Source organism: Paenibacillus sp. 79R4 (assembly GCF_013393165.1).
GTDB lineage: Bacteria > Bacillota > Bacilli > Paenibacillales > Paenibacillaceae > Fontibacillus.
Genome location: NZ_QJOT01000008.1, coordinates 275,971 through 299,433 on the forward strand (window position 1 = coordinate 275,971; position 23,463 = coordinate 299,433).

Here is a 23,463-nt window from a genome sequence, read left to right on the forward strand (position 1 = left end):
ACGTTGTGTGAAAAACGGGGTTAAAGCAAGTACATAAATTTTTGGAGGTATAAGTATGAATAATTACGTGTGTTCAAATTGCTTTAGAGATACAGGGATCATAGATTTTATAAATGAAAATGGTAAGTTAGAATACAGGAAAGAATGTATTTTTTGTAAATCTTTGAATACCTATTGGATAGAAATGAAATTAATAGGACAATATCTATATCAACAGATGTCAAAAAACATGAGACTTCTTTCTAACGATACATGGGATGAAGAAAAAGGTGTCTATATACACAAAGATATGGGATGGCATATTAGGACTGAGTCGATATTTGGCATTTTGGAAGATTTTTCAGTTTTTAATAATTTTGGATATGAACAAAGGCTAGAACTAGCAAAAAAGATTTTTTGTGAATATGATTTAAACATTGATGTGTTCAGTGATTTCTGCAGTAAATATACTGATGATGAACAATATCAAAGTTGCTTACGCTTCACTTGGGACCGTTTTTCCGAAAATGTTAAATACTATGGAAGATTTAATAATAGAAGTAATTATGAAACGCTTCAGCAATACGATGAATTACTCGATAGTTTTACAACAACAATTAATAATAAGTTAATGTATAGAGTGAGATTGAATGTTGGAACTTTAAAAGATATTAAACTAGAGAAATTTTAGGACCAGCACCGAGAGAGTTTAGTAAAGAAAATAGATTGTCGCCTAAAGGAATTTCATATATGTATTTAGCTGAAACGATTAATACTGCACTTGCAGAATGTAGGGCCGTTACTGGTGATAAAGCACTTATCGGAGAATTTGTTCCCCGAAAAGAATTGGTTTTGCTTGATTTGACTAAAGAAGGGATACCATCGAGTATATTTGACAGAGCTTTTGATGGGAAATTAGACTCTTATGCACAGTTTCTCAGAAAAGTATCGAATGAAATTTGTAAACCCATAAGGAACATTGACAACGAACTACTTTATCTACCATCTCAGGTATTTGCTGAATACATTCGGGATAAAGGAATAGATGGAATTATATATAAAAGTAGTCTTACATCCAAAAAGAATTATGTGTTATTTTATGGAGCGGATGATCATAAAAGCTTTAAAATAGGTGAAAGAATACCATGTTTTAGAGATGCTGTAGAATTGAAGAGTGATCGTCATGTTGAAATAATGCCTCTTGAGATTGAGTATTCACTTAATGATTACCATCCAGCATTTAGTATGTTCAATTGATTTGGGTGATTATTTAACATTTGGATTTTTTAGTTAGTATAATGAAGGGATTCGAGAACTGATTCCGTCGTATTACATAATATTCAAGCAGCGGCTCTTAATGGAACCTTGGTCTGATGAATTTCGAAGAAGAATTTCAACAGACACATCCGACTTTGTCGGACGTCATGAATACAGGAACGTTATGAGAAATCATCGTGAAAGTTGGTATTAGGATAAGATATGTACGATACCCAAATCAAGAAGAATGGACTGATATTTTTAATAGAAGCCCATTCCAAGGCTTTGATTTCTCCTCATTGGATTTTGCAGATAAGAACTTTGAAACAACTGATATTTTTGACTCTCCGATATTGAATTCAAATGGATTACTGCTAATACAAAGGGTTAGAACACTTATTGAAAGTTACATATTATTGAGTTTTTATTATGAGTTGGGAATTCCTGATAAAAAAGAACAGAGAAAATATAAAGATATATTTATTAATTTTGAACCTCATCATTATAATATCAAAGAAAGATTTGATTATTACACTGATATATTTTACTTTAAAATTTTCTCTTGTGGGAAACACTTGGGCATATTCTCAATATACAATATGATTTAAAATTGAAAAGAGTGGAATTCAAAGCAATTGTAAGATCTCTAGAAAAAATTGATACCGTGATGTATTTAAAACTAAATAAAATTATTAATGATACAGAATTAAAAAATGCCAATAAATATAGGCACCAGATTACACATAATCAATCACCAAATATCCCAGGACTAGTAAGGATCCGAGATGAAAATGGAGTTGAAACGGAAAAACTGCAAGAATATCTAAGCTCTAAGAATGTTTTTTAAAATATAAATTTAATTATTGAACTGCTTAAAGAAAGTATTTTCATTATAGGTAAGTAACAAGTAATTTGAGTATTTCAATGAAGCCGATGACATCTCATAACACTGAATCTACGCTTCGGGCCGTCCGGCCTTATGGTTCGTAAAACGATATAGCAGAAAAGCGGATTCAGCTAACAATCTACGAGACTAAGTCCATCGGACCAGGCGCTTGTGGCTCCTTAAGCCTCTCCGGTTCGAATAAAAAATGCTATTTGAAGAGACTAAATGCTGGAAGAATAAAACAAATGGAAGCCATAAGTCAAATTAAAATTATTGAAGAGATGAGAATAAGTTTTAGAATTATTCAAAAGTTTCTCTAGAAGACTATTACATCTTATAACTATCGCCTTGGCAAGTTGGAAGTAGGATATACGAAAATTATTTTAGGAGAGTACGAATGACAGTTTTGTTGGAAGATGTTATTAAATTATTCTCAATAATTGCGGTATTTCCAGTATTCTTTACATTCATTAGATATTGTCTAAATGTATTCAACAGGTCCATAGTAGAATTAGTAATACTACCTGCTAGAGTTAGAGTTTGGGAAGATTTTTTAGAGAAAATATTATTAATAACTATACTTATTGGCACTTCTATTTTTTCAACATTATTAGGAAATACCAAGTTATCGGAACGAATAATTTCATGTTTGTTAAATTGGATGACTTCTATTTTATTTTTAATTATTATAGTAATTTTTATTGCTTGGATATTATCTTTCTTTATTACGAGGATAAAGGAATACTCTAAAGTAATTACAACACTAATAATGATCGCGCTAATGATTTTATTTTTATACTTACCCTTAATTATTTGTGTTTTGAAGCAGCAATTGATTTCAAGAAAAATTACTATCAGTTTAACTGAAATAGTCTTTGTGACTATTGGTATTATTATTTTATATAGTGTTATATTCATCACGGCTCTTAAATGTTCTAACTATTTTCATAGAAGACAAAAAAGACAATATAAAATTGAATCACTAGATGTATCTAACTTAAGTAATTTGATATTTATTTATTCTTTAAATGATGATGTACAAGTATTTTATAAATATCCAGAAGATATTCAAAAAATTAAAATGCCTTTTTATATTTTTTATCCAAAAGAAAAAAATTTATATAGAGTATATGATGGATCCAAAGAAGAATAGTCTTTATTTATAAGATGGGCCGATCTGTTTTTAAATTTGGTATTATTTGATGAAATAAGGAACCTGTAATTAAAAATTGAAGATTTATTGACTTGGTTTTTTATTCATACCAATGTACATAAAGCAATAGATTTGTCATGCAGTTTATTTGAAAAATAGGAGAAATAAGTGATGCAAAACTTAAAAGGAAACTTTTATTTGTTGTGTAAATGGATTCTATTTGGATTTTTGCTTGCAGAAGTTTTGTTGATCCTTAAGGTTCTTGTGGTGAATTTATCAAATTCTTTAGTTTCGATTCAAAAAGAAGAATGGTTATGGGTCATTGGTGCTGTGTATCTTACGATAATTGTCTATATTCTATATATAAAAAAAGTATGGCGAAAGATTCATCTTATTTTAAAAAGTAGGAGATGGGATCTCTTAATAGTTTTTTCTTTTGGGATAGTTTCAACTTTGTTAATTGATGGTTTGGGTATAGGCTTTTTTAACAAATGGATTAGTGCAATATCTTTGAATAACGTCATAATTTTAATTCTTCTTCCAATTGTATTTTCTATTGCTTCTATCATTAAAAAAATACAATTGGATGTTACTAGAAAAAAAATATATAGAGATTCATTGTTTTTAAGTGATAGAGAAGGTCAAAATAAAGGTGAAGACGCTTTTGGTTTTCAAGAAATTGCTAATAGATTCGCTGAGAGAGTCTATGATCAAGGTTCACCAGAAAGTCTAGTTTTTGGAGTAGATGCACCATGGGGAACAGGTAAATCAACTTTTATAAATTTATGTAAAGAATATTGGCATGAAGAATATAATAATAAAATGCTAGTTTATACTTTTGATCCACTGAAATATGAAAATTCTGATAAGATACTTGAAAAGTTTGTCGAAGGATTACTTAAATTAATAAAAAATCAATTATTTGCACCAGAATTAGAATCCCTTTTTGAAAAATATGTGAAATTAATGAATAATTCTAAAATAACATTTTCAATTTTAGATGTGAAATTTGGAATGCCATTTGATAGGACATCTATCGAAAAAACATTTGAAAAGCTCGAGAGTGTTTTAAGTAATATAGATAAAAAAATAGTTGTGGTTGTAGATGATATAGATCGATTAAACTTCTCAAGTATAAAAGAAGTTCTTTTTGCTATTAAAAAATCGTTTTCTTTGCCCAATATATCCTATGTGTTATGTTATGATACCGAAAATATTACTGCACTTGAACAACAAAAACTAGATACAGAAAAGATCATTGAGTTTCTTGAAAAATTTATAAATATCAAAATAAGCTTGTACTTAGATCAGTCGTTACTACTCAGTTATTTCACAGAGAGTAAAAATATATCAGTGTATAGAAATTTATTAAGTGATACTGTGATTGTTTCAAAAGCAGTAGAAGGACTTAAAGATATTTTTAGTTCGAATGAATTTTACATGTATACCCCCTTTGTTGGAGATGCTAGAAAATTAAAAAGATTAGTCAATACAATTATTTTACTTGAAGTTGAAAAATTAGACTTCTCAAATTCTGATTTTGATAAGCATGATCTTATTCATTTATTGTTGATCTATATTAATTATCCGAATATTTTCAGGAAAATTTATAATACTGAGGCACAAGGAAAGCGAGGCTTTTTCTCACTTTTAAATAAATATGATGATGATTATCCCCAAAATAACGATGATAGATATAATAAAGATGAGTATAGAAATTCCACAAAATTTAAGAGTTATTTAAACACTTTAACTGAAAATCAAAAATTTCTTTTAAAAAAAGTTTTTAGCGCTGAGCAACGTTTGAGAAGTCCACAAAATGTTTCACAAGAACAACTTGCTTCGTATGCTTGTTTTAACGGATCAAAATGGAGTTCTAGTGGAAGAAATCTTGAACAGTATCTTAATTTAATAACTAAAGTATCTCGACCAGTCATCACAGAGCAATATAAATATTATGTGAATTTAAAAAATAGAATATTAAACAAAGAAAATATAAGCGATATTTTTAATCATAGAGATTTTTCATTTTCACTTGGTGAAAAAAACCACGAACAGCTCTGGCGAATTATAATAAATTCTCCCCATAATGAATTTTCGTCAAACAAAGCGATAGAAGTTATTCAATATGCTTTAAATAGCCTTCCGCAGTATTCAAGTCTTGAAATCAGTAATATTAATGTTGGTTTACGGAAGATTCTACCTCTTTATATTGCAAAATTATTAGATCAAGTTGGATGGGTTGATGATGTAGGAAACCATTTTAGTAATACTGATGAAAATGTAATTCAGATATCTTATTGGATTTTTGGTGAAAGAAAACATAAACATAAAGGAATTTTAGAAAGTTTGACTAAAGAAGAACGGGGGATACTTGGATTATATGATATGTTGTTATTCCGTCTATACTGCTGCGCGGATAGGGGCGGAGATATGTATAATCTATCAAGGGCTTTATCTAGACACGGGAGACCCGAAAATCCCATTCAAGGAGATGTAGAGGAAATTGTTATTGGAGAAATGCGCGAAATATCTCAGTATGTATTTAGAGTTTTTAATAAACAGTATATTTCTAAAGGGATTAATATCTTTGACGAAGTATTAGGGACAACATTAGAGGCTATTTGTGGTGAATCGCTAGACTATATAAAATCTAATTTTTCAAGTGAAGTATTAAGTGCTCAGTTATTTAATTTTAAATCAAGTATTCTGTCTTTTATTATTTATCAATTGGGAAGCATAATATACAGTAGTGGTATACCTTGTGGATATTACGATCTACAAGGAGAAAAAGATCAACATAATATTAACAATGCAATAAATGAATACCTTTTTGAAGTTTGTTTCAATCCCGCCATAAACAAAATAAACTACGATTATTTTTTGTATTATCTTTATATTAATTATCGTGCTAATTTTGGTTTGGTCACTAAGTATATACCCCATATTAATGAGTTTACGAAAGTTCTTAGTATGGGGCGAATTAAAGATTATTGGAAAGAGCATGGAGATAATATTAAGGGAAAAGAATTTGTGTTGAAAGATAACTTAGTGCAAAGTTTTAGTAATATCAATTTTGAAAATTATTTAGAAGAGACATACAAAATACTTGATGACCTAGTTAAAGAAAACGACAGTGAGCATATTGAAAATCAACCTTAATTATTTTCAATAAGATCTGATTTTGCCCAATCCCACAACCCGAGGTGACCCCCAAATGAACGCCAAAATCATATCCATCAATATAGGTAAACCCATACAGGTGCAGTACAACAACAGAGAAGTCTCCACAGGTATTTTCAAAACACCAAGCGATGAACCGCTATTCTTGACCTCGGTCAATTTCGAGGGTGATGGTCAGGCGGATCTTGTTCATCACGGAGGCCGAGATAAGGCAGTCTGTGTTTACCCCTATGAACATTATCCCTATTGGGAGAATGAACTAAATCAAAAGCTGGAATACAGCGCCTTTGGGGAGAATTTGACGACGCAAGGATTGTTGGAGACGGGGGTTTGTATCGGCGATATTTTTCAGCTTGGGGAAGCGGTTGTGCAGGTGAGTCAGCCCAGGCAGCCATGCTTTAAATTGTCTGTAAGATATGGGGCACCCGACATGCCGCTGAAGGTGCAGGAGACCGGTTATACTGGCTTTTATTTCCGGGTGCTGCAAGAAGGGCTAGTATCGAAGGCGGATAGTCTGATTAGAACGAGCTGCCATCCGATGGGGGTTACTCTTGCCTACGCTAACCAGATCATGCACCGGGATAAGAATGACACCGAAGGGATTAAGAAGATCCTTGAAGTGGATGAGCTCTCGGCAAACTGGAGAAAAACTTTTGTGAAGCGTCTGGAAGGAAGTGCAACGGATACTAAGGAAAGACTGACAGGTGATAAGGGGGAGAAGGTATAGACCCACTCAAAAAATCCCCTGTAAAAGCGTTATAAAATGAGCTATAATAAGGTAAGAATAAGTAAGGAGCCGTGCTGTAACACGACTCCAGTGTACAATAACTGCATAAAGAGCAGTCGGCCGCTAAGTGCTGATCGAAATAGACCGTTTCCTTAGGCAGGGCGGTCTATTTCTTTTTCATGTAGGTGAGCAGTGCCAGAATGAACATGCCGAACATGAACATTAAGGAAAGCGCATCTTTAACCTCCATGGGCATCACCTCCCTTCTGGGAGACTAGCCGACCACCCTTACAGCCGTATACTGTACTCTCAAATTATACCATAATGAATGGAATAAAACTGGTGTAAGAACTATAATTATCAAGTAGAAAGAATAATAGAATTCCCCCTCACATATGTGAACCCAATGGGCAAGTAGTAGCTACGCAGATTGAATAAATCGGTCTTTTAATGCTAATTTTCCTCTCAGTACTATTATTTTTACCCGGATCGGAGGCCAATCCATGAACCACCGAGATAAACTAGAACAACAGAAGCTCGAAGATTACAAGAAAAGTCCAACCATCAATATGGCTGATTCGATAAACCGCTCGGTGAGCGGTGATTTAGAAGCTCTGACAAGAGGAAGCTTCCTGACAAGGATCCTAACGACTTTGGTCGTGATCGGGGGATTGCTTGTCTTCCTATTGCTTAAATAGTGTTTCAGTTTGGTTAAATTATTTATTCGTTAAATTATTCCATGGTTGTAGTAGAATATTACCTATAGATAGCCCCTAAATTCATAAGGTTTATATGTGAAAAACGTGAAATGACGAACGGTAGTGGTAATATGGGTGGAGGATGGTGAGGATTGTTTGGAAGTAAGATATTGTTCTTCATGCGGACAAAGTATAAGTGCGACCGCTCGCTTCTGTACAAACTGTGGGAGACCTATAGTGGAACAGGCAGAGCAGCAGGATGCCCAAGGGCAAGTGTACGAGCAGCGGGAACAGCAGAAGCTGATACCACAGCGGGAGGCATACCAGCAGCACGATCATGAGCAGCAGATTTTTCAAGAGCGATCATTTCCACAACAAGATTATCAACAACAATCGTATCGGCAACAACCATATCAGCGACCGGACGATCCTCAACCGGGGGATCAACAGCGACCATATCAGCAACCGGAGGATTGTCAACAACCGCATCATCAACCGGGATATCAACAAAGGGATTATCAGCAGCCTGGGTATCAGCAGCAAGCTTATGAACAGCCGCAAGCCTACCAACAGCAAGCATATTCGCAACAGGCCTATCCACAACAAGTTTACCAGCAACAAGCGTATCAAACCCCAGCATGGCAACATCCACAATCCAATCCTTATGATACACCTGAAGCAGAATGGTTATGGTTATATTCCCATAGTGATAGATATGTTGAAAAATGGATTAAAAATTCAAAGTGGAACTGGGCATCTTTTCTTTTCTTTCCGTTTTGGGCGGGGTATCGGAAAATGTATGCCGAGTGCGCGATCTATACAGCCATCTTAGTTGGGCTGGTCTTCATTGAACTATTATTAGGCCTTCCACTTAAGGGAGCCTATATTGGAATTTATATTTTATGCGGAACATTAGGCAACAAACTATACTATCAGAAGGCTCAAAAAGAGATTGATCATATCCTGGCTCTACACGGGGATTATGAGCTCCGTCGCAGTTTGATTTACGAAAAAGGTGGAACCAGTGGCTGGGGCATTGTCTATGGGATAGGTATGTTTCTAATCGGAACCATTATAGGGCTTCTTTTGGAAGAGGGATTTTATTATTAAATGTTGTTAATACATAACTGAAATATCTGCTGGACAAGGACAGTTCTCAGAAAGAGAACTGTTTTTCTATTTATAATCTGAAATCCAATGTCCCTTTTACCGCTCCTTAAGTGTTACACGTAGGTAGAGAGGAGGATGGCTTGATGGAGTTTGTTGAGGAATGCGTAATGCAAGTTAAAGCGGGCGAAGCGAATAAATATGTACATATCGTTGAGACGTTCCAGTCTCCGATTTATCGATATTGCAGTCGTATGTTAGGGAATCGGCAGGAGGCGGAGGATGCTGTTCCGGACATTCTGGTTAAAGCTTATGAAAAAATAGACAAGTATAATCCAACGGGCAGCTTCTCATCCTGGCTATACAAGATTGCGCACTACCATTGTTTGAATCTGCTTCGTAAACGCAGTCTCCAGCGTAAATTCCAGAGTTGGTTCCACCAAGAGGCGATTGTGGAAAGTGCGGAGCAGACGATGACAAACCGTTTATTCGGGGAGCCTTTGGCATCTGCTATAACAGCTTTAAGCGCGGATGAACGGAGTTTACTGATATTACGGGTGCTTGAGGAGAAGTCTTTTGCCGAGATTGGAGAAATTTCCGGGAAAAGCACGGAAGCGGATATTTATCCTACTTTGTTTGGTATATTTATCATATAGGACACACTCTCTTTTCTGTTAATGATTATAGTTTAGGATTGTGAGTCGATTAAAAGTATCTAGATATGATGGAGGAAAATGATGAGAGTGAGCATCAGTATATGTTTTTTAGCTGTTGTTCTACTGACAGCGTGCAATAATCGTCTAACAGAATCCGTAAGACCTCAGAATACGAATGGAAAGGCTGAGATTCTGGAAGTAACCACGGATCTAACGAAGAACGCAGGTTGGTGGGTTGTACCAGAAGATGCCACAACAATGACGATTCATGTAAAGGCTAAAAACATTGAAACGGTTCTATTTTGGATTGCTCCTGCTGGCACAGAGACCTGGGGGGAAAGGGAACTTATTGGCTACGATATAGAGGAGGATAACGGCTGGTCTTTGACCTGGAATTTTGGTAGCCGGGCATTTCATGACCGTATCTATATTCAAGCTCTAGGAAGCGATGGTACTACACAGGACAATGAAACCATGGGGGTAACTTCAGAGTAAAGATAGTATTAAATCGGACAAATTCATTCCAAACCACGGATTCCCCGAAGGATGCCCGCAAACGTTATATACTGACGGTAGGCTCAAGCACAGTTATCGAACTATTGATTGAATCGAGATTCACCGTTGCGCCAATTGGCAAAGCCGCTTTATAGACACCATGGCCCGTAGCCAGATTTGTTATTAAGGGCTTGCCTAGAGGTACTATGAATTCTTCAATTATATCCTCATAGGACTTGCCATATGCTGCTTGGCAGCCCGTGCATTCCCCCATAATAATGCCGATGCAATCATGGAATTTTCCAGCCAGCTTCAAATGATTTAAGTATCTGTAGACGGTATTGGTAGGTTCATGGGTTTCTTCAAGAACGAGGATTTTTCCTCGTGTATCGATTTCGTATGGGGTGCCTAAGGTATCCACAAAAGATGTCAGATTACCGCCCACTAACGGCCCCGTCACATTGCCGGGTACCCGGCTAATCAGCGGCATTCCCGGCGGATTCAGGATCGGTCTGGTTAATGAGTAAAGGGATGTCGCCGAGAAAAATTGGTCGAAATTGTAGTTAGGTGTGCCGGAATTGAAGTCAATAAGCAGCAGACTATGGAAGGTTATTAAATCTACAATTTCATACAGTACGTTTAATAATACCGTGATGTCACTATAGCCTGTAATGATTTTGGGATGGTTCTGAATCACATTATAGTCCAGGTACGGAAGAATTCCGGCCACACCTGTACCACCCCTGGTGGGCAGAATCATTCTAACCTGCTCGTCCTGAAACATCATCATTAAATCGGAGGCTCGCTGCTCGTCTGTACCGGCTAGAAAACCATCTTGTGCATATACGTATTGACCCAATCGGACATTAAGCCCCATTGCCTTCAAAAATTCGATCCGTTCATCAATTATGTTTGCAGCTAACGGGCTGCCTAAAGTAACGATGCCAACGGTATCTCCCTTCTGTAATATTGGCGGACGTATCGGCATATGCTCATCTTCCTCTCCTGAAAATAGAAGAAGCCATTGTAATACCCTATTTTTAGATTATATTGACAAAGTCGACAATACAGTACTAAATAGCAGCAAGTGGCTATATTATGATCGGTTGAATCTGAACGGATTTCATAGAAATTAATTATTGCTATTATAGAACATATGTTCTATAATTTATAGTGACTTAAATATGATGGAATAAGGAGGATGTTAGCGATGATAAATCGAGTTTCCACACCTTTCAGTTATTCATCAGCAGTTGTGGCCGGGGATTACATATTCTTAGGGTTGCATAGAGGGTTTGGCGAGACGTTTACGCAGCAGATTCATGACACCTTTGAACATCTGAAGAAGACACTGCTACAATGCAATGCATCATTGGATAGTGTCGTAAAGGTCCAAGTATATCTAAAGAACATAAAGGATTTGCCCGAAATGGAAAAGGTCTTTTTTGACTACTTTGAGACAGATCGATTTCCAGCCAGAATGACCTCAACGACTGAGTTTATTGATTCGGATTGCCTGCTGATGATCGATGGAATAGCCTATCTTCCAATATCTCAATAATTAAGCAAAATGGCGAAAAGATAGTCTGGCTTACTATCTTTTCGCCATTTTTAATCATCAATTCTAACGCTAACATATGGATGTCCTTGCACCTTGTAACCAGAACCCGTTAGATTGATCTCAAATACGGACCTCCGGCGCACGCAGCTTCAGCGTCAATTCCTTGCCGTCAGGAGCTTCCTTGGTTTCAGCCACAGTCCAGTTCACAGCCAAGCGCTGATGAACCAGTTCAGCTTGCTGCTCGGTGAGTTGCAATTTCTCTATGATGCCCTCGCCTACCTCAAAATCCTGACCGCCTTGCAGGCCAAAGGCTTGCTCCAGCCAGCTTTTTAGCCCGTTGCGGGTATTGAAGGTCAGACGATATCCTTCCTTAATAGCTTCGGCCAGTCTCTCTCCATGCTCTTCGGCATAGCTGATGAAGTGCTCATACTTGAAGCGTTCATCTTCGATTTGCCGAAAGGCAGCAACATCCTTGGCTTCGACTGCAGCCAGGATCGCCTGGTCAGACATTCCTGCTCTGCGGGCATGCTCCAGCAAAATAGCGGTGCTCTGCGATAATTTAATAGATATATGAGTCATGTCTCTCTTCCTCTCCATCGGATACTAGTAAATCAATAGGATTACCCTATATTATAGCGTGTGAACCTTAAAAATAAAACGATTCTATACCTACAACTCTCGTCTAGGTACTAAGTTATAATCCCAAATACCTTGCGGTATCGGTATAAAGTTGCAAAGTCGACCGCCGGCGTTGTCCATCAAGCGACATTTTTCGAACATTTGTAACGGTTTTTGGCGGCCCGTACGGCCTATTCACAATTGTCCGGAATTGTGGTTTTCTGAATAATGGTGCAAGATTTTGCTGTCATGCAGCTTGTATTATATTATTCAGGGGGCATATCTATGAGAATTCATTTAATCAAGCCAAGAGGTGTGCGTATCCTCCTATCTCTCAGCTTGATCGTCGGACTATTTGCCGGGGTATCCCAAGCCAAGGCGGGTGCGGTACCCGTAGAAGCGAAGGAGCCGGTATTCAAAGACATCAAAGGGCATTGGGCGAGACAAGAGATCGAGGCTATGGTACAGCAAGGCATTCTGGACGGTTACCCGGACGGAAGCTTCCGCCCGAACGAGCCGGTGAAGGTCGATCAGTTCATCAAAATGTTAATAATGTCTTACAGTGAGCAGCATCCCAATCTGGAGCGAACCTGGAAGAGCTCCTTCCTTGACTCCCTCTCGGAGGAGAATCGGACGATCCTGAAGCAGGATTACCGATATTTCGATTTCAAGCCTGCGATGACCGGGTATTGGGCTAAACCTTACATAGATGTGGCAAGTGATCTGAATTTTCTAAATAAAGGCCGGTACAGCGATTTTCAAGCGAATATGACCCGTGAAAATGTAGCGGAAGTATTGTTCTACACTTTACAGGAAACCGAGTTTCTGGAGGATGAACAGTTCAGCCGTTCAGTTGCACAAGGTTATGGGGATTTAACCAGCGCTACTGATCGAGAGCAGAAATTCATTGCGGAGTCCTTGATCAAAGGAATCATGGAGGGATATCCGGATGGTAAATTTGGCGTAGGCCGTTATGTCACCCGCGCTGAGTCTCTGGTGATCTTAAATCGCCTGACTGATAAAGCAAAGCGTATTCCCGTGCTTCCACGGGCCGATATGCTGCAACGGCTTGTGCCTACGAACGGGGGCGGACAGAAAATCGTTGCTTTCCCGGACAAGAAGATGTGGGATGCTTACGATACGTTAAAGCAGGCGGGGCAGCTGCGCGGAACCAATTATGATCTGTTTGATACGACGCTGCGCCTGTTCAAGGATGAGAAAGAGAAGAAAGCGGTGCAAGAGAGCACAGCATTGGGGGCTACAAGCGCGAAGGCTGCTACCGAAGAGGCGGCGATCTGGCTCGACCCGGCCTACAATACGTATGGAATTACGGTGCGGCTGCGCGAAGGCACCCTGGCGCGAAACAAGGAGCCCATCCAGCTCTTCGCCAATCAGTTGTTCTCTTATGACGCGATTGCCTTCAATCGCTGGTTCGATGCCATTTGCGCCGAGGTTGAAGCGGGCAGATCATTAGCTTCCAAGCAGGCTGATCTCGGAGATTATACCGTCAATGTTCTGGTTGATAACTCAGCCAAGACAGTGGTATTCTCAATCGCCATCAAAAAGGGATAATTGCAGAAAATGATCGCAATGACAATAAGCCTTCGGTTTTCCTAAACACAGGGAGCTGAGGGCTTTTTGTTATTCTGTTGCATATCATTCCAGAACTTTTCCGAATGTCCCTCGTCTAATGAAATAAATCACTCTATTCGGTAATAACTAAGCGCATAATCTGATCATGGTTCATAAGGGAGCTGAGGCGATGTTATCGTTAAGCAAAATGGCTGCTGGGCTGAGTTTATGCACGGTGTTAATACTTTCTCCGCTAGATGCTGCTCTGGGGGCTGAAGCTGGTCATACCACGTTTGCCGCAACTGACTTCTCTAGTACTGTACTTCCGAAAAAGGGGGATTCCCTGGAGGCACAGCAACGGGTTCCTCTTTTTCCAAAGCAGCTGACCGCCAAGAGCGACATTCATAAATTAAACGCCTCATATTACGGGCAGAAGGGAGAGCGATTTAAAGTCCGTGATATGAAGGGCGAGCTGCTTAAAATTCATTCCGATGATTGGGGTGAGGTTTGGACCCCGCTCTGGTATTGGACAAAGGATGCAGGTCAGGTAGTACAGCTTGGAGAGCTGAGGCGGATTACTCTAAGCGGCAAGGCCAAGCTGGCGTTAACCCCGAACAGTTCGATCACATGGGATAGCCAAAGCCAAGCGGCAGGTGATGCTGAATGGGTTGCTGCAGCCCAATGGAAGAGCTGGGTTGCTGTACTCGTGAATCCCGAGCCATGGCAGCAGGATGGAGAAATCTATCAGCCGGTTCTACTGTGGATTCAGAAGCAGGATATAGCGAGTGAAGCTCCGCTGCCACCGGGAAGCTTTGCCCCTGGCTCCAAGATATCGACGGATATGTTCAGAAATATAGCCAGCTGGCTGATGGTTCCCGGCACAGACAGTTCAGATGTGAAGAAGCTGCTGGGCGCACCGCAATTTATAGAGACTTCAGGGAATTTGCAGCAGGAGACTGGAAAGCCGATGCAGCTCGGGAAGACCTGGCGTTACGAACGGCCTGATGGGCAATTCTTAGTGACTTTCTCTCAGGAAGGCATGCTGGAGAGGATCGGTTGGATCATTCCTGGGGCAAATGAGAGCAGGAGCATCTACACTGGGGAAGACTATCGTTATTCATATCATTTTATGAATACGCCTATGCCGGAGACGTTGCAGGCAGATCCGTTATGGAGACAGCAGGGGGATTTGGATTTTGCTTACCTGCTGGCGGCTACGCCGGACATATTGTTAATCAAGGGAGATGACGGCGGTTTTAGCGGAATGCATCAGAGTTCTAATATATATGCAGTCACCCGGGCGGATGGCAAAAAGCTGTGGCAGGTAGAGGTCGGGTTTGGAATTTTGCAGGCGGAAGCAGCCGGGGAACTGGTCACGATCCTGACGGATTACAACCCGGAGGCGAAGCAATATGAGAACCGATTGCGGCAGATTCGTTTATCCGATGGCAAGGTTCTATGGGAGAAAAAGTCGGGGGACTCAGGGGTTAGAGCTGGAATGGGACTGGCGCAAAACAGCGTAATTATGCTGGAGACTCCGGATGCGGGGGAGAAGGATCAACCCGCGCAGCTATCTGTCTTTGACAATACCACGGGCAAGCTGAAATGGAAGCGTGAAGTCCCTGCAGAGGCACAAATATTCAATGCAGGTAGTCAGGAACCCTATGTACTGGTTCGCGATCAGAAAGCCTTGAACAGTTATGATCCGAATTCCGGGCGGGTGAAGTGGGCGGTTGAGCTCCAGGGGCCGCAGTCTGACTACGCGAGCTACGATGCCTACTATCCGGGTGGACCAAGGATTAATCCGTTTGAGCCGCCTTCGTCCAGTCGTTGGATGCTGCTTGGTGATCACTGGATGCTGTTGGATTTGCAGACGGGGAACAGCTTGGCCGATTATGCCTTGACTGCTAATGAACGCATCGAGCTGATCGATCAGCGTTATTTGCTTGTGCAACGCCCGATGAAGACCGCCGATCATACCGGCATTAACCGGAGCGAGGAGCAGTATGAATCAGCCCTGTATGATGCGGAGCGAGGGCGGGAGCTATGGACGATGAAGGGGCGAGCTTCCAAGGGAACCATCGCCGGGGATGCATTATATCTTTTGGCTGACGGGATTCCTGCGGCGGTAAGGCTTGATGATGGTAAACCGATCTGGCAAATGAACCACATCACCGCCGAGACAGAGAATATGTCCTATTTTGCCGGAGGCGGGTATATGGTGATGAACGATTACTTGCTTCTCCCGTATGGCCCGAACCTGATCGTTATCGATCGACAAAGCGGAGAACTGCTGGGACGAATGGAAAATATGCTGATGGGCTACGCAGAGCTGCGTGAGCTGGAATCGCGCAACGGAACAATCAACAGCTCGGGAGACGAACTGTATGTTGGCACGGCCAACGGGGCGACCGTGCGGTTTAGCTTGCGTGAGATAGAGCAGGAATTCATTTTGAGACTTGATTCTGTGGAGGAAACATCGTATTGAGTAAGAAAAAAAGCATAATATTGATAGGTTTACTCCTTTTCGGACTGCTGAGTTATGTTTTATATACTGGGTATATGTATACAATAAGTTCTATAAACATGAGCATGTAAAGGGAGTAGTTATAGGACTTTTTGAAAACAAGCCCGGTATAGGGGCAACGCTTCAACAAATTAGAACCACGGACGAAGAAGAGATCGCTGAAGTAATCCGGCTCCTGGAAAGTAGAACAGCGATCAAATTATTTCCTCACACAGGTCCGATAAAAAATTATACGAGTGATTCCTTTGAATTGCGGATTGAGTTAATATCTGATAATAATCTAACGCTAGAGTACAAAATGGATTCGTTTGGGGATGTGGAAGTAAACAAGGGATTTAAGCACAAAAGATCAAATACGTTGATTTTTGGCGGAAGCGCCAAGCTATGGTTCAATGATGTCAGAGCCTTGTTTGAGAGGAAAAAACAGAATCCTCTATGGTCATAATTCAAAGGAGTGAACGGTGAATAGCCAACTCACTCCTTTTTTGCTTATTCCTTACTGAAGCTCTCCAGGAACTTTCTGGCCAGAGAGGACATGTAACGATCCTTGATCCAGATCGCTGCGACCCGGGTCTGGAGGGAGGGATTGTCGATTACCTTATAGATCAGATTGCTGTGGTTCGCCAGCTCGAACGCGGATTTCGGGATAATTCCGATACCGAGGCCGGCATTGGCCCATAGCAGGGTGGTCCGGGCATCATCATTTTTGCAAAAAAGGTTTGGATCAAAGCCCGATTTCTGGCATGTTTCGCGAATCAACTGTTCGAATCGACGGTAAATGATCAGAGGGCGCTCGCGGAGTTCATGGATCTGGATGGTATCCCGTTCGCCGCTCCAATCCAGCTCCGGGGGCATCACGGCGATCATCGGCTCGCTCTCGGCATATTTGTAACCTATCCCCGCATTATGAAAAGGAGTTCTGACGATCCCCAGTTCAATGACTCCACTCTGCAGCAATTCAATGACCCTGAACGTGTTGCCCTCGTGAATTTCGAATTTGATCCCGGTGTAAGTTTTGTGAAATTCGGATAATCTATCCTTTAATAACGTTGCTCCTGAGGAGGACACTGTACCGATCGTCAATGTGCCTTTTAATCCTTTGGCAAAATCACTGACCTCTCTGGACGTCGAATCTGTTAAATCCACAATTTGCTGCGCTCTGCGGCGCAGAATCTCCCCGGCGTCCGTAAGCCGGATACTCCGCGGACCGCGCTCAACGAGCTTCACGCCAAGCTCCTCCTCCAACAGCTTAAGCTGCTGGCTAAGCGGGGGTTGGGCCATTTGCAGCTTTTTGGCGGCCGAGGTAATCTGGCCTTCCTCCGCAATCGTCAGAAAATATTTCAACTGCCTGATGTCCATAAGATTCTCCTTTTGTATTGGCATATTAATTTCATATAGATTAGATATAAATCAAATATTATTAATATGGAAGATGTTATGTCATAATCATATCCGGTAAATCAATTTCGTCAAACGCTTTGTATTGTATGAAATTTAATTAGTAATCGAAGTTGAGAATGGCCGGTTTGTCTAGATCCAAGCGGCCTTTATAACAGTCATGATGGGGATGGTACTTTGTTTAGACTCGCTGCATATTTAAAACCTTATAAGAAGGAAAGCATTTTAGGGCCCTTCTTTAAACTGGTGGAGGCAATTCTCGAGCTGCTTCTGCCGACGATTGTGGCTCTGATTGTGAACCATGGGATTGGCAGAAATGATATCGCTTATGTATGGAAGATGGGCGGCTTAATGGTTGTGATGTCGATCCTCGGCTTTGGCAGCTCGCTGATCTGTCAATATTATGCGGCCCGGGCATCACAGGGCTTCGGGACAACGCTGCGTAATACGCTGTTCCGGCATGTATCAACGCTGTCTTATGCTGAGATTGACCGCTTTGGGACACCATCACTGATCAACCGTATCACCAATGATGTCAATCAGCTGCAAATCGCGGTAGCGATGCTGATTCGGCTTGTGATTCGCGCTCCGTTCATCTGCATTGGGGCCATCATCATGTCGATGCTGCTTGATTTTAGACTGTCGCTTGTACTGCTTGCAGCAACCCCTGTGTTTGCAATTCTTCTCTATTTGATTATTACCAAGACCGCACCGATGTATCGGTTATACCAGAAGAAGCTGGACAGAATCGCCCTAGTATTGAGCGAGAATCTGACCGGGGTTCGCGTCATCCGTGCGTTTGCAAAAAGACAGGCCGAAAAGGCGAGATTCCGCGAGGCCTCCGACGATATTACGGCCACTGCGATCCGGGTAGGGCGTGTGTCTGCGCTGCTTAGTCCGGTAACAACGGTGGTTGTCAACGGGGCGATTATCGCTATTCTATGGATCGGCGGTATCCACATCAATGCGGGAACATTATCTTCCGGCGAGATTATCGCCTTTATTAACTATGTCACGCAAATTTTGCTTGCTTTGATCGTCGTATCAAACCTGATTATTTTATTCACCAAGGCAGCTTCCTCGGCGGCCCGGATCAATGAGGTGCTGGACAGCGTTCCTTCCATTGCTGACCCTGCGCCTGAAGAGCGCAAACAGGCTGCCGCAAAAATAGAAGTGGAGAAGGATAGCCCTGCCGTTGTGTTTGATCATGTTATCTTCGGTTATAGCGCAACGGGGGATCCGGCTCTCACAGATATATCGCTGGAGATAAGACGCGGCGAGACCGTGGGGATTATCGGGGGGACGGGTTCAGGCAAATCTACATTTGTGAACCTGATTCCGAGATTTTATGACGTTACCTCCGGGCGAATCCTAGTTAATGGGGTCGACGTAAAGGATTACAGCCTGCATGAGCTGCGCGGCAAGATCGGGATCGTTCCGCAGAAGGCGCTGCTCTTCACAGGAACGATTGCTGACAACATCCGCTGGGGCAACGAATTAGCTGTAGATGAAGAGGTTAAGCGAGCAGCGGTCATTGCACAGGCCGATGAATTTATCTCGAAAATGCCGGAAGGCTACAATACTCCGGTGTCCAGAGGCGGGCTTAATCTGTCAGGCGGGCAGAAGCAGCGCTTAACGATTGCCCGGGCAATTGTCGCCAATCCCGATATTCTCATCCTGGATGATTCTTCGAGTGCGCTCGATTTTGCCACAGATGCGGCGTTAAGAAGGTCGATCCGGGAGAACAGTCAGGGAATGACGGTATTCCTCGTCTCGCAGCGGGTTAGCACCGTACAGCAGGCGGATAAGATCATCGTCATCGAAGACGGGCGGATCGCCGGCATTGGCACCGATGCTGAACTGAAGCGAGATTGCAGTGTCTATCAGGAGATTTGCCGCTCACAGTTCTCTAATGAGGAGGCAGGACAACAATGAACATGAAGCAAACATGGGGAAGACTGCTGACTTATACGGGAAAATATAAGAGCTATGCCATCTGGGCCTTCATTAGTGCGATTATCAGCGTAGCGTCCAGCTTGATCGGCCCGTATATGATCGGGATTACAATCGACCATATGGTCGGCAAGGGGGCTGTTGAGTTCGCGGACATATTCAGACTGCTGACGCAGCTGGGTCTGGTGTACCTCATCGGAAGCCTATTTGGCTGGCTGCTGACCTATCTTACGAACCGGCTTGCTTATCAAACGGTAAATGATCTGCGCAGCGAGATGTTCGACAGGCTGAACGTTTTGCCGCTGAAATATCATGATAATCATCCGCAAGGGGATAGCATCAGCCGGTTCGTCAACGATATGGATGCCATATCGGACGGATTGCTGCAAGGCTTCTCCACACTATTAACCGGCGTTGTTACCATCATCGGGGCGATCGCGCTCATGCTGTATACGAATTCGCTTATGACCCTCGTCGTGCTGCTATCGGCACCAGCGACCTTCTTCGTTGCACGGTTCATTACGATGCGCTCCCAGCAGCTATTTCGTGATCAGGCCCGCATATTGGGCGGGCTGAACGGCTATGTCGAGGAGATGATCGGCGGGCAGAAGGTGGTCCAGGCCTTCCGTTATGAAGATCACTCTTTTGCGGAGTTTACAGCGCGAAATGATGAATTGTACCATACAGGTGTAAAATCGCAATTCGTCAGTTCTCTGTCGAACCCATCTACCCGTTTGGTAAACAATGTGACCTTCTCCATCATCGCCTTAATCGGGAGTATTATGGTCATCATGTCCAGGATATCGATCGGGGGACTGTCCAGCTTCCTGATCTATGCCAATCTGTTCGCTAAGCCGTTTAACGAGATTACCGGCGTCATTACGCAGCTGCAATCCGCTACCGCTTCTGCGCAGCGTATCTTCCAGGTGCTTGATGAAGCGGAGGAATCACCGGATGCTGCCGATGCTGTTCATATCCCGGCGAAGCAGGGGACGATTGCGTTCCGTCATGTGAAGTTCGCCTATCAGCCTGATCGGCCGCTGATTACCGATTTGAATCTCGTTGTTGAACCGGGTACGCGGGTTGCAATCGTGGGACAGACCGGTGCTGGCAAGACGACGCTGGTGAATTTGTTAATGCGTTTCTATGATGTTGATGCCGGCGAGATCGCAATAGACGGCCTGAATATTAACGATATGACCCGAGACAGCTTGCGCCACACTTTCGGGATGGTGCTGCAGGATACCTGGCTGTTCGGCGGGACGATTCGCGATAATATTGCTTACGGGAAGCCGAATGCCAGCCAGGAGGAGGTCATCGCTGCCGCTAAGGCGGCTAACGCCCACAGCTTTATCAAGCGGCTGCCGCAGGGCTATGATACGGTGATCAGCGGCTCCGGCGACAGCCTGTCCCAGGGGCAGAAGCAGCTCCTGACGATCGCTCGGGTTATGCTGGTTGATCCGCCGATGCTGATTCTCGATGAAGCGACGAGCAGCATCGATACGCTGACGGAGATCCGGATCCAGGCGGCGTTTCTGAAGATGATGGAAGGAAGAACGAGCTTCGTGATCGCCCATCGTCTGTCGACGATCCGCGAGGCCGATATGATCCTCTACATGAAGGACGGGGATGTAGTCGAGAGCGGCAGTCATGAGCAGCTGCTGGAACGCGGCGGGTACTACGCCAATCTGTACAACAGCCAGTTCGCGGCTGTGAACGGGTAGCAGGATAATCGTAATCCCCCTTCCCGCTGGTGAACGCCTGATGTACCAGCCGGAAGGGGGATTTTTGTCTAAGGCCTCTATCCGATGGAGTAAGAGTACCTGATGTTCCACTGTCATCATGCCGCTAGAGCAGTGGAACAACGGCTTTGCTGTGTTCACACGCGATTTTAAAGAGCTTATGCGCCCTTTACCCTTCGATAAGTGCCAAATAGCGGTACTGCTTACCGTCCAGCTCAATGATAAGAACTTCTCCTCCTTGGCGGGGTGAAGGAGCGTAAATCTCAGTTTTGACAGGCAGCTTCGTAGACATGCCATTAATGAAGCTGTCTTGCTTATTGTATACAGCTGTAATTTCCCCGACCTTACTTTGATCCTCATACTTTAATTCCTGAACCCAGCTTGATGGATCGGCTTGGATATAGATCAAATCCCCGAACATGAAGATATCAGCTTCAGGATTGAGCTTGAGCACCTCCTCACCCGTGGGATTGTGAGTGGAGCTTACCTGCACTTGATCCTCACCGGCCCCGGCTCCAGACACGGAGCAAGCCGTTAATACGAACCCCGCAACCATAATCGTGAGCATGCAGACAGCCAGTGTCCGGTATCGTCGTCTCATAATGAATCCTCTCATAGTGTTTTCCTCCCTCCGCATCGGGCTGCTGGATATTCTTATTCCAGATGACGAATGAACCGGCCATGATGTTGCATACTTGTGGAACCGAAAAGCTTTTTGAAAAAGAGAAAGAGTTCGTAACGCTTGAAGCCTGTGTTTCATGATGTTCCCAATGGGGTGGACGATCAATTCGCGCAGTACCGCGGGGAATGAATACAATAATATAGATTCATACTCATTTTTAAGCAGCTGCTTCCGCAAGATAGGGAGCGGCTTTTTGCTTGAAAATTCATTTCAATGCGATAGAATGTTTTATATAATAGTAGTGCAATCGGTTGCACGAAAAAAGCGCGTCCGGCAACCTGCTGAATTATTCTGGAGTTCGGGCTTATATAGCTCGTGCGCCTATAGTTGCTTTGATTTTGAGTGGATAAACCAAGAAGAATGGAGGAGGAGCTATGTTTGATTTACATACGCATCACGAGCGCTGCGGACATGCTACGGGGACCATCGAGCAGTATATCGAAAGCGCTATCTCTAAAGGGATACAGGTGCTTGGTATTACCGATCATTCTCCGTATTTTTTTGCGGATAAGGATCATCCCTTTCCTGGCTTGGCTATGGCCAAGAGCGAATTTGCTCGCTATGTGGAAGAGGCTGTACGGTTAAAAGAGAAATACAGGGACCGGATCGAGCTGTTAATAGGAGTCGAATCGGATATTTTTAAGGAGCATATAGGATTATACAACCAGGTATACAGCGGCTTTCCATTGGATTATGTGATTGGCTCGATCCATTTCACCTCTCCGGCCCTTATTCTTCAGGGACTGGATTGGAGCCGGGCTTCTGAGGAAGAGCAAATGGCGGAATTCAGCAGATTCATAGAGCTGATGCAGCTTGCCGTACAGAGTGATGGGGTGAACATAATCGGGCATTTGGACCGGGTTCATCGAGGGAATCCATCGTTCGGAGAACTGTATGCCCCCTATATCCCTGCGTTGCTCAAGACGATGGCTGAGAGAGGAACCGTGCTGGAAGTGAATACGGGTGGATTCCGAAAAAGCGCGCAGGACTGGTATCCTTCAATTAATATCATCGAGCAGGCCTGCCATTATGGTGTAGATGTTACCTTTGGCTCAGATGCGCATGACCCGCTGCGGGTCGGAGATGAGTGGGAAGAGGTTCGCCAGACACTAGAGCATATTGGTTATAAACGATGGGTTATTTTCAGACAGCGCAGGCCTTATTACTTGGATATTCATTCCTAAGAATTACTTTCGGACACCATATCTTCGAAGCGTCGCCTGGCGTTATAAGAGGCGGCGTTTCTTCTTATAAAGCTGTTAGGCCAGC

The 23,463-nt window shown here is 42.6% G+C and carries 20 protein-coding genes and 2 pseudogenes; 17 read left to right on the top strand and 5 right to left on the bottom strand.

Translation table 11 applies throughout. From position 1 onward, the window contains the following. The first annotated feature begins 55 nt into the window (after positions 1-55). The 6 genes and pseudogenes from DMN77_RS13855 (at position 56) to DMN77_RS13885 (ending at position 7,185) form a co-directional block, all read left to right on the top strand. A complete protein-coding gene (locus tag DMN77_RS13855; RefSeq protein ID WP_179015456.1) occupies positions 56-670 on the top strand; it encodes a hypothetical protein in 615 nt (204 codons plus the stop codon). Between the two features lie 35 nt (positions 671-705). Beyond that, positions 706-1,236 carry an RES family NAD+ phosphorylase gene (locus DMN77_RS13860; RefSeq protein ID WP_179015457.1) on the top strand — a complete coding sequence of 177 codons (531 nt, stop codon included), beginning with the start codon at positions 706-708 and terminating at the stop codon, positions 1,234-1,236. A 197-nt stretch (positions 1,237-1,433) separates the two neighbouring features. Then, positions 1,434-2,083, top strand: a pseudogene (locus tag DMN77_RS24280) (Cthe_2314 family HEPN domain-containing protein). Between the two features lie 436 nt (positions 2,084-2,519). Beyond that, a complete protein-coding gene (locus DMN77_RS13875; protein WP_179015460.1) occupies positions 2,520-3,275 on the top strand; it encodes a hypothetical protein in 756 nt (251 codons plus the stop codon). Positions 3,276-3,446: 171 nt separating this feature from the next. Continuing rightward, complete coding sequence (locus DMN77_RS13880) at positions 3,447-6,437, top strand: KAP family P-loop NTPase fold protein (RefSeq protein ID WP_179015461.1); 2,991 nt, start codon at positions 3,447-3,449, stop codon at positions 6,435-6,437. 55 nt (positions 6,438-6,492) lie between these two features. Beyond that, positions 6,493-7,185, top strand: coding sequence for an MOSC domain-containing protein (locus DMN77_RS13885; protein ID WP_179015462.1), 693 nt, complete (start codon positions 6,493-6,495; stop codon positions 7,183-7,185). A gap of 166 nt (positions 7,186-7,351) precedes the next feature. Here the strand turns inward: DMN77_RS13885 and DMN77_RS23945 are convergent, their stop codons facing one another. Further along, positions 7,352-7,435, bottom strand: coding sequence for a putative holin-like toxin (locus tag DMN77_RS23945; protein ID WP_220687457.1), 84 nt, complete (start codon positions 7,433-7,435; stop codon positions 7,352-7,354). A 253-nt stretch (positions 7,436-7,688) separates the two neighbouring features. On the opposite strand from DMN77_RS23945, the gene DMN77_RS13890 reads away from it, so the two are divergent. From DMN77_RS13890 to DMN77_RS13905, 5 genes and pseudogenes are all read left to right on the top strand, one after another. Next, on the top strand, positions 7,689-7,883 hold the full coding sequence (locus tag DMN77_RS13890; RefSeq protein WP_179015463.1) for a hypothetical protein: 195 nt from the start codon (positions 7,689-7,691) through the stop codon (positions 7,881-7,883). 135 nt (positions 7,884-8,018) lie between these two features. Then, positions 8,019-8,114: pseudogene (locus DMN77_RS24285) on the top strand (zinc-ribbon domain-containing protein); the annotation flags it as partial. 6 nt (positions 8,115-8,120) lie between these two features. Continuing rightward, complete coding sequence (locus DMN77_RS13895) at positions 8,121-8,993, top strand: DUF2628 domain-containing protein (RefSeq protein WP_372775920.1); 873 nt, start codon at positions 8,121-8,123, stop codon at positions 8,991-8,993. A 143-nt stretch (positions 8,994-9,136) separates the two neighbouring features. Next, the gene (locus DMN77_RS13900; RefSeq protein WP_179015465.1) at positions 9,137-9,646 is read left to right on the top strand and encodes an RNA polymerase sigma factor; all 510 of its coding nucleotides are present in this window, start codon (positions 9,137-9,139) and stop codon (positions 9,644-9,646) included. Between the two features lie 87 nt (positions 9,647-9,733). Beyond that, the gene (locus tag DMN77_RS13905; protein ID WP_372775911.1) at positions 9,734-10,141 is read left to right on the top strand and encodes a hypothetical protein; all 408 of its coding nucleotides are present in this window, start codon (positions 9,734-9,736) and stop codon (positions 10,139-10,141) included. A 64-nt stretch (positions 10,142-10,205) separates the two neighbouring features. On the opposite strand, the gene DMN77_RS13910 is transcribed toward DMN77_RS13905, so the two are convergent. After that, positions 10,206-11,129 carry a S66 peptidase family protein gene (locus DMN77_RS13910; RefSeq protein ID WP_179015466.1) on the bottom strand — a complete coding sequence of 308 codons (924 nt, stop codon included), beginning with the start codon at positions 11,127-11,129 and terminating at the stop codon, positions 10,206-10,208. A 222-nt stretch (positions 11,130-11,351) separates the two neighbouring features. On the opposite strand from DMN77_RS13910, the gene DMN77_RS13915 reads away from it, so the two are divergent. After that, on the top strand, positions 11,352-11,702 hold the full coding sequence (locus DMN77_RS13915) for a RidA family protein (RefSeq protein ID WP_179015467.1): 351 nt from the start codon (positions 11,352-11,354) through the stop codon (positions 11,700-11,702). A 120-nt stretch (positions 11,703-11,822) separates the two neighbouring features. Here the strand turns inward: DMN77_RS13915 and DMN77_RS13920 are convergent, their stop codons facing one another. Further along, complete coding sequence (locus DMN77_RS13920) at positions 11,823-12,281, bottom strand: hypothetical protein (protein WP_068782443.1); 459 nt, start codon at positions 12,279-12,281, stop codon at positions 11,823-11,825. A gap of 324 nt (positions 12,282-12,605) precedes the next feature. Between DMN77_RS13920 and DMN77_RS13925 the strand changes: the two genes are divergently transcribed. Together DMN77_RS13925 and DMN77_RS13930 are read left to right on the top strand one after the other, a co-directional pair. Continuing rightward, positions 12,606-13,892 carry an S-layer homology domain-containing protein gene (locus tag DMN77_RS13925; protein ID WP_179015468.1) on the top strand — a complete coding sequence of 429 codons (1,287 nt, stop codon included), beginning with the start codon at positions 12,606-12,608 and terminating at the stop codon, positions 13,890-13,892. Positions 13,893-14,082: 190 nt separating this feature from the next. Beyond that, complete coding sequence (locus tag DMN77_RS13930; RefSeq protein WP_179015469.1) at positions 14,083-16,380, top strand: outer membrane protein assembly factor BamB family protein; 2,298 nt, start codon at positions 14,083-14,085, stop codon at positions 16,378-16,380. 528 nt (positions 16,381-16,908) lie between these two features. On the opposite strand, the gene DMN77_RS13935 is transcribed toward DMN77_RS13930, so the two are convergent. Further along, positions 16,909-17,778, bottom strand: a complete 870-nt coding sequence (locus DMN77_RS13935; RefSeq protein WP_068782439.1) for a LysR family transcriptional regulator — start codon at positions 17,776-17,778, stop codon at positions 16,909-16,911. Between the two features lie 216 nt (positions 17,779-17,994). Here DMN77_RS13935 and DMN77_RS13940 point away from each other — a divergent pair, with 216 nt between their 5' ends. Continuing rightward, positions 17,995-19,752, top strand: coding sequence for an ABC transporter ATP-binding protein (locus DMN77_RS13940; RefSeq protein WP_179015470.1), 1,758 nt, complete (start codon positions 17,995-17,997; stop codon positions 19,750-19,752). Further along, positions 19,749-21,494, top strand: a complete 1,746-nt coding sequence (locus tag DMN77_RS13945) for an ABC transporter ATP-binding protein (protein ID WP_179015471.1) — start codon at positions 19,749-19,751, stop codon at positions 21,492-21,494. The genes DMN77_RS13940 and DMN77_RS13945 overlap by 4 nt, the downstream gene beginning before the upstream one ends. Before the next feature lie 187 nt (positions 21,495-21,681). Here the strand turns inward: DMN77_RS13945 and DMN77_RS13950 are convergent, their stop codons facing one another. Next, positions 21,682-22,128, bottom strand: coding sequence for a hypothetical protein (locus DMN77_RS13950; RefSeq protein ID WP_068782436.1), 447 nt, complete (start codon positions 22,126-22,128; stop codon positions 21,682-21,684). Between the two features lie 440 nt (positions 22,129-22,568). Between DMN77_RS13950 and DMN77_RS13955 the strand changes: the two genes are divergently transcribed. Next, entirely contained in the window at positions 22,569-23,378 is an 810-nt protein-coding gene (locus tag DMN77_RS13955; protein WP_068782435.1) for a histidinol-phosphatase, read from the top strand. Positions 23,379-23,463 lie beyond the last annotated feature (85 nt).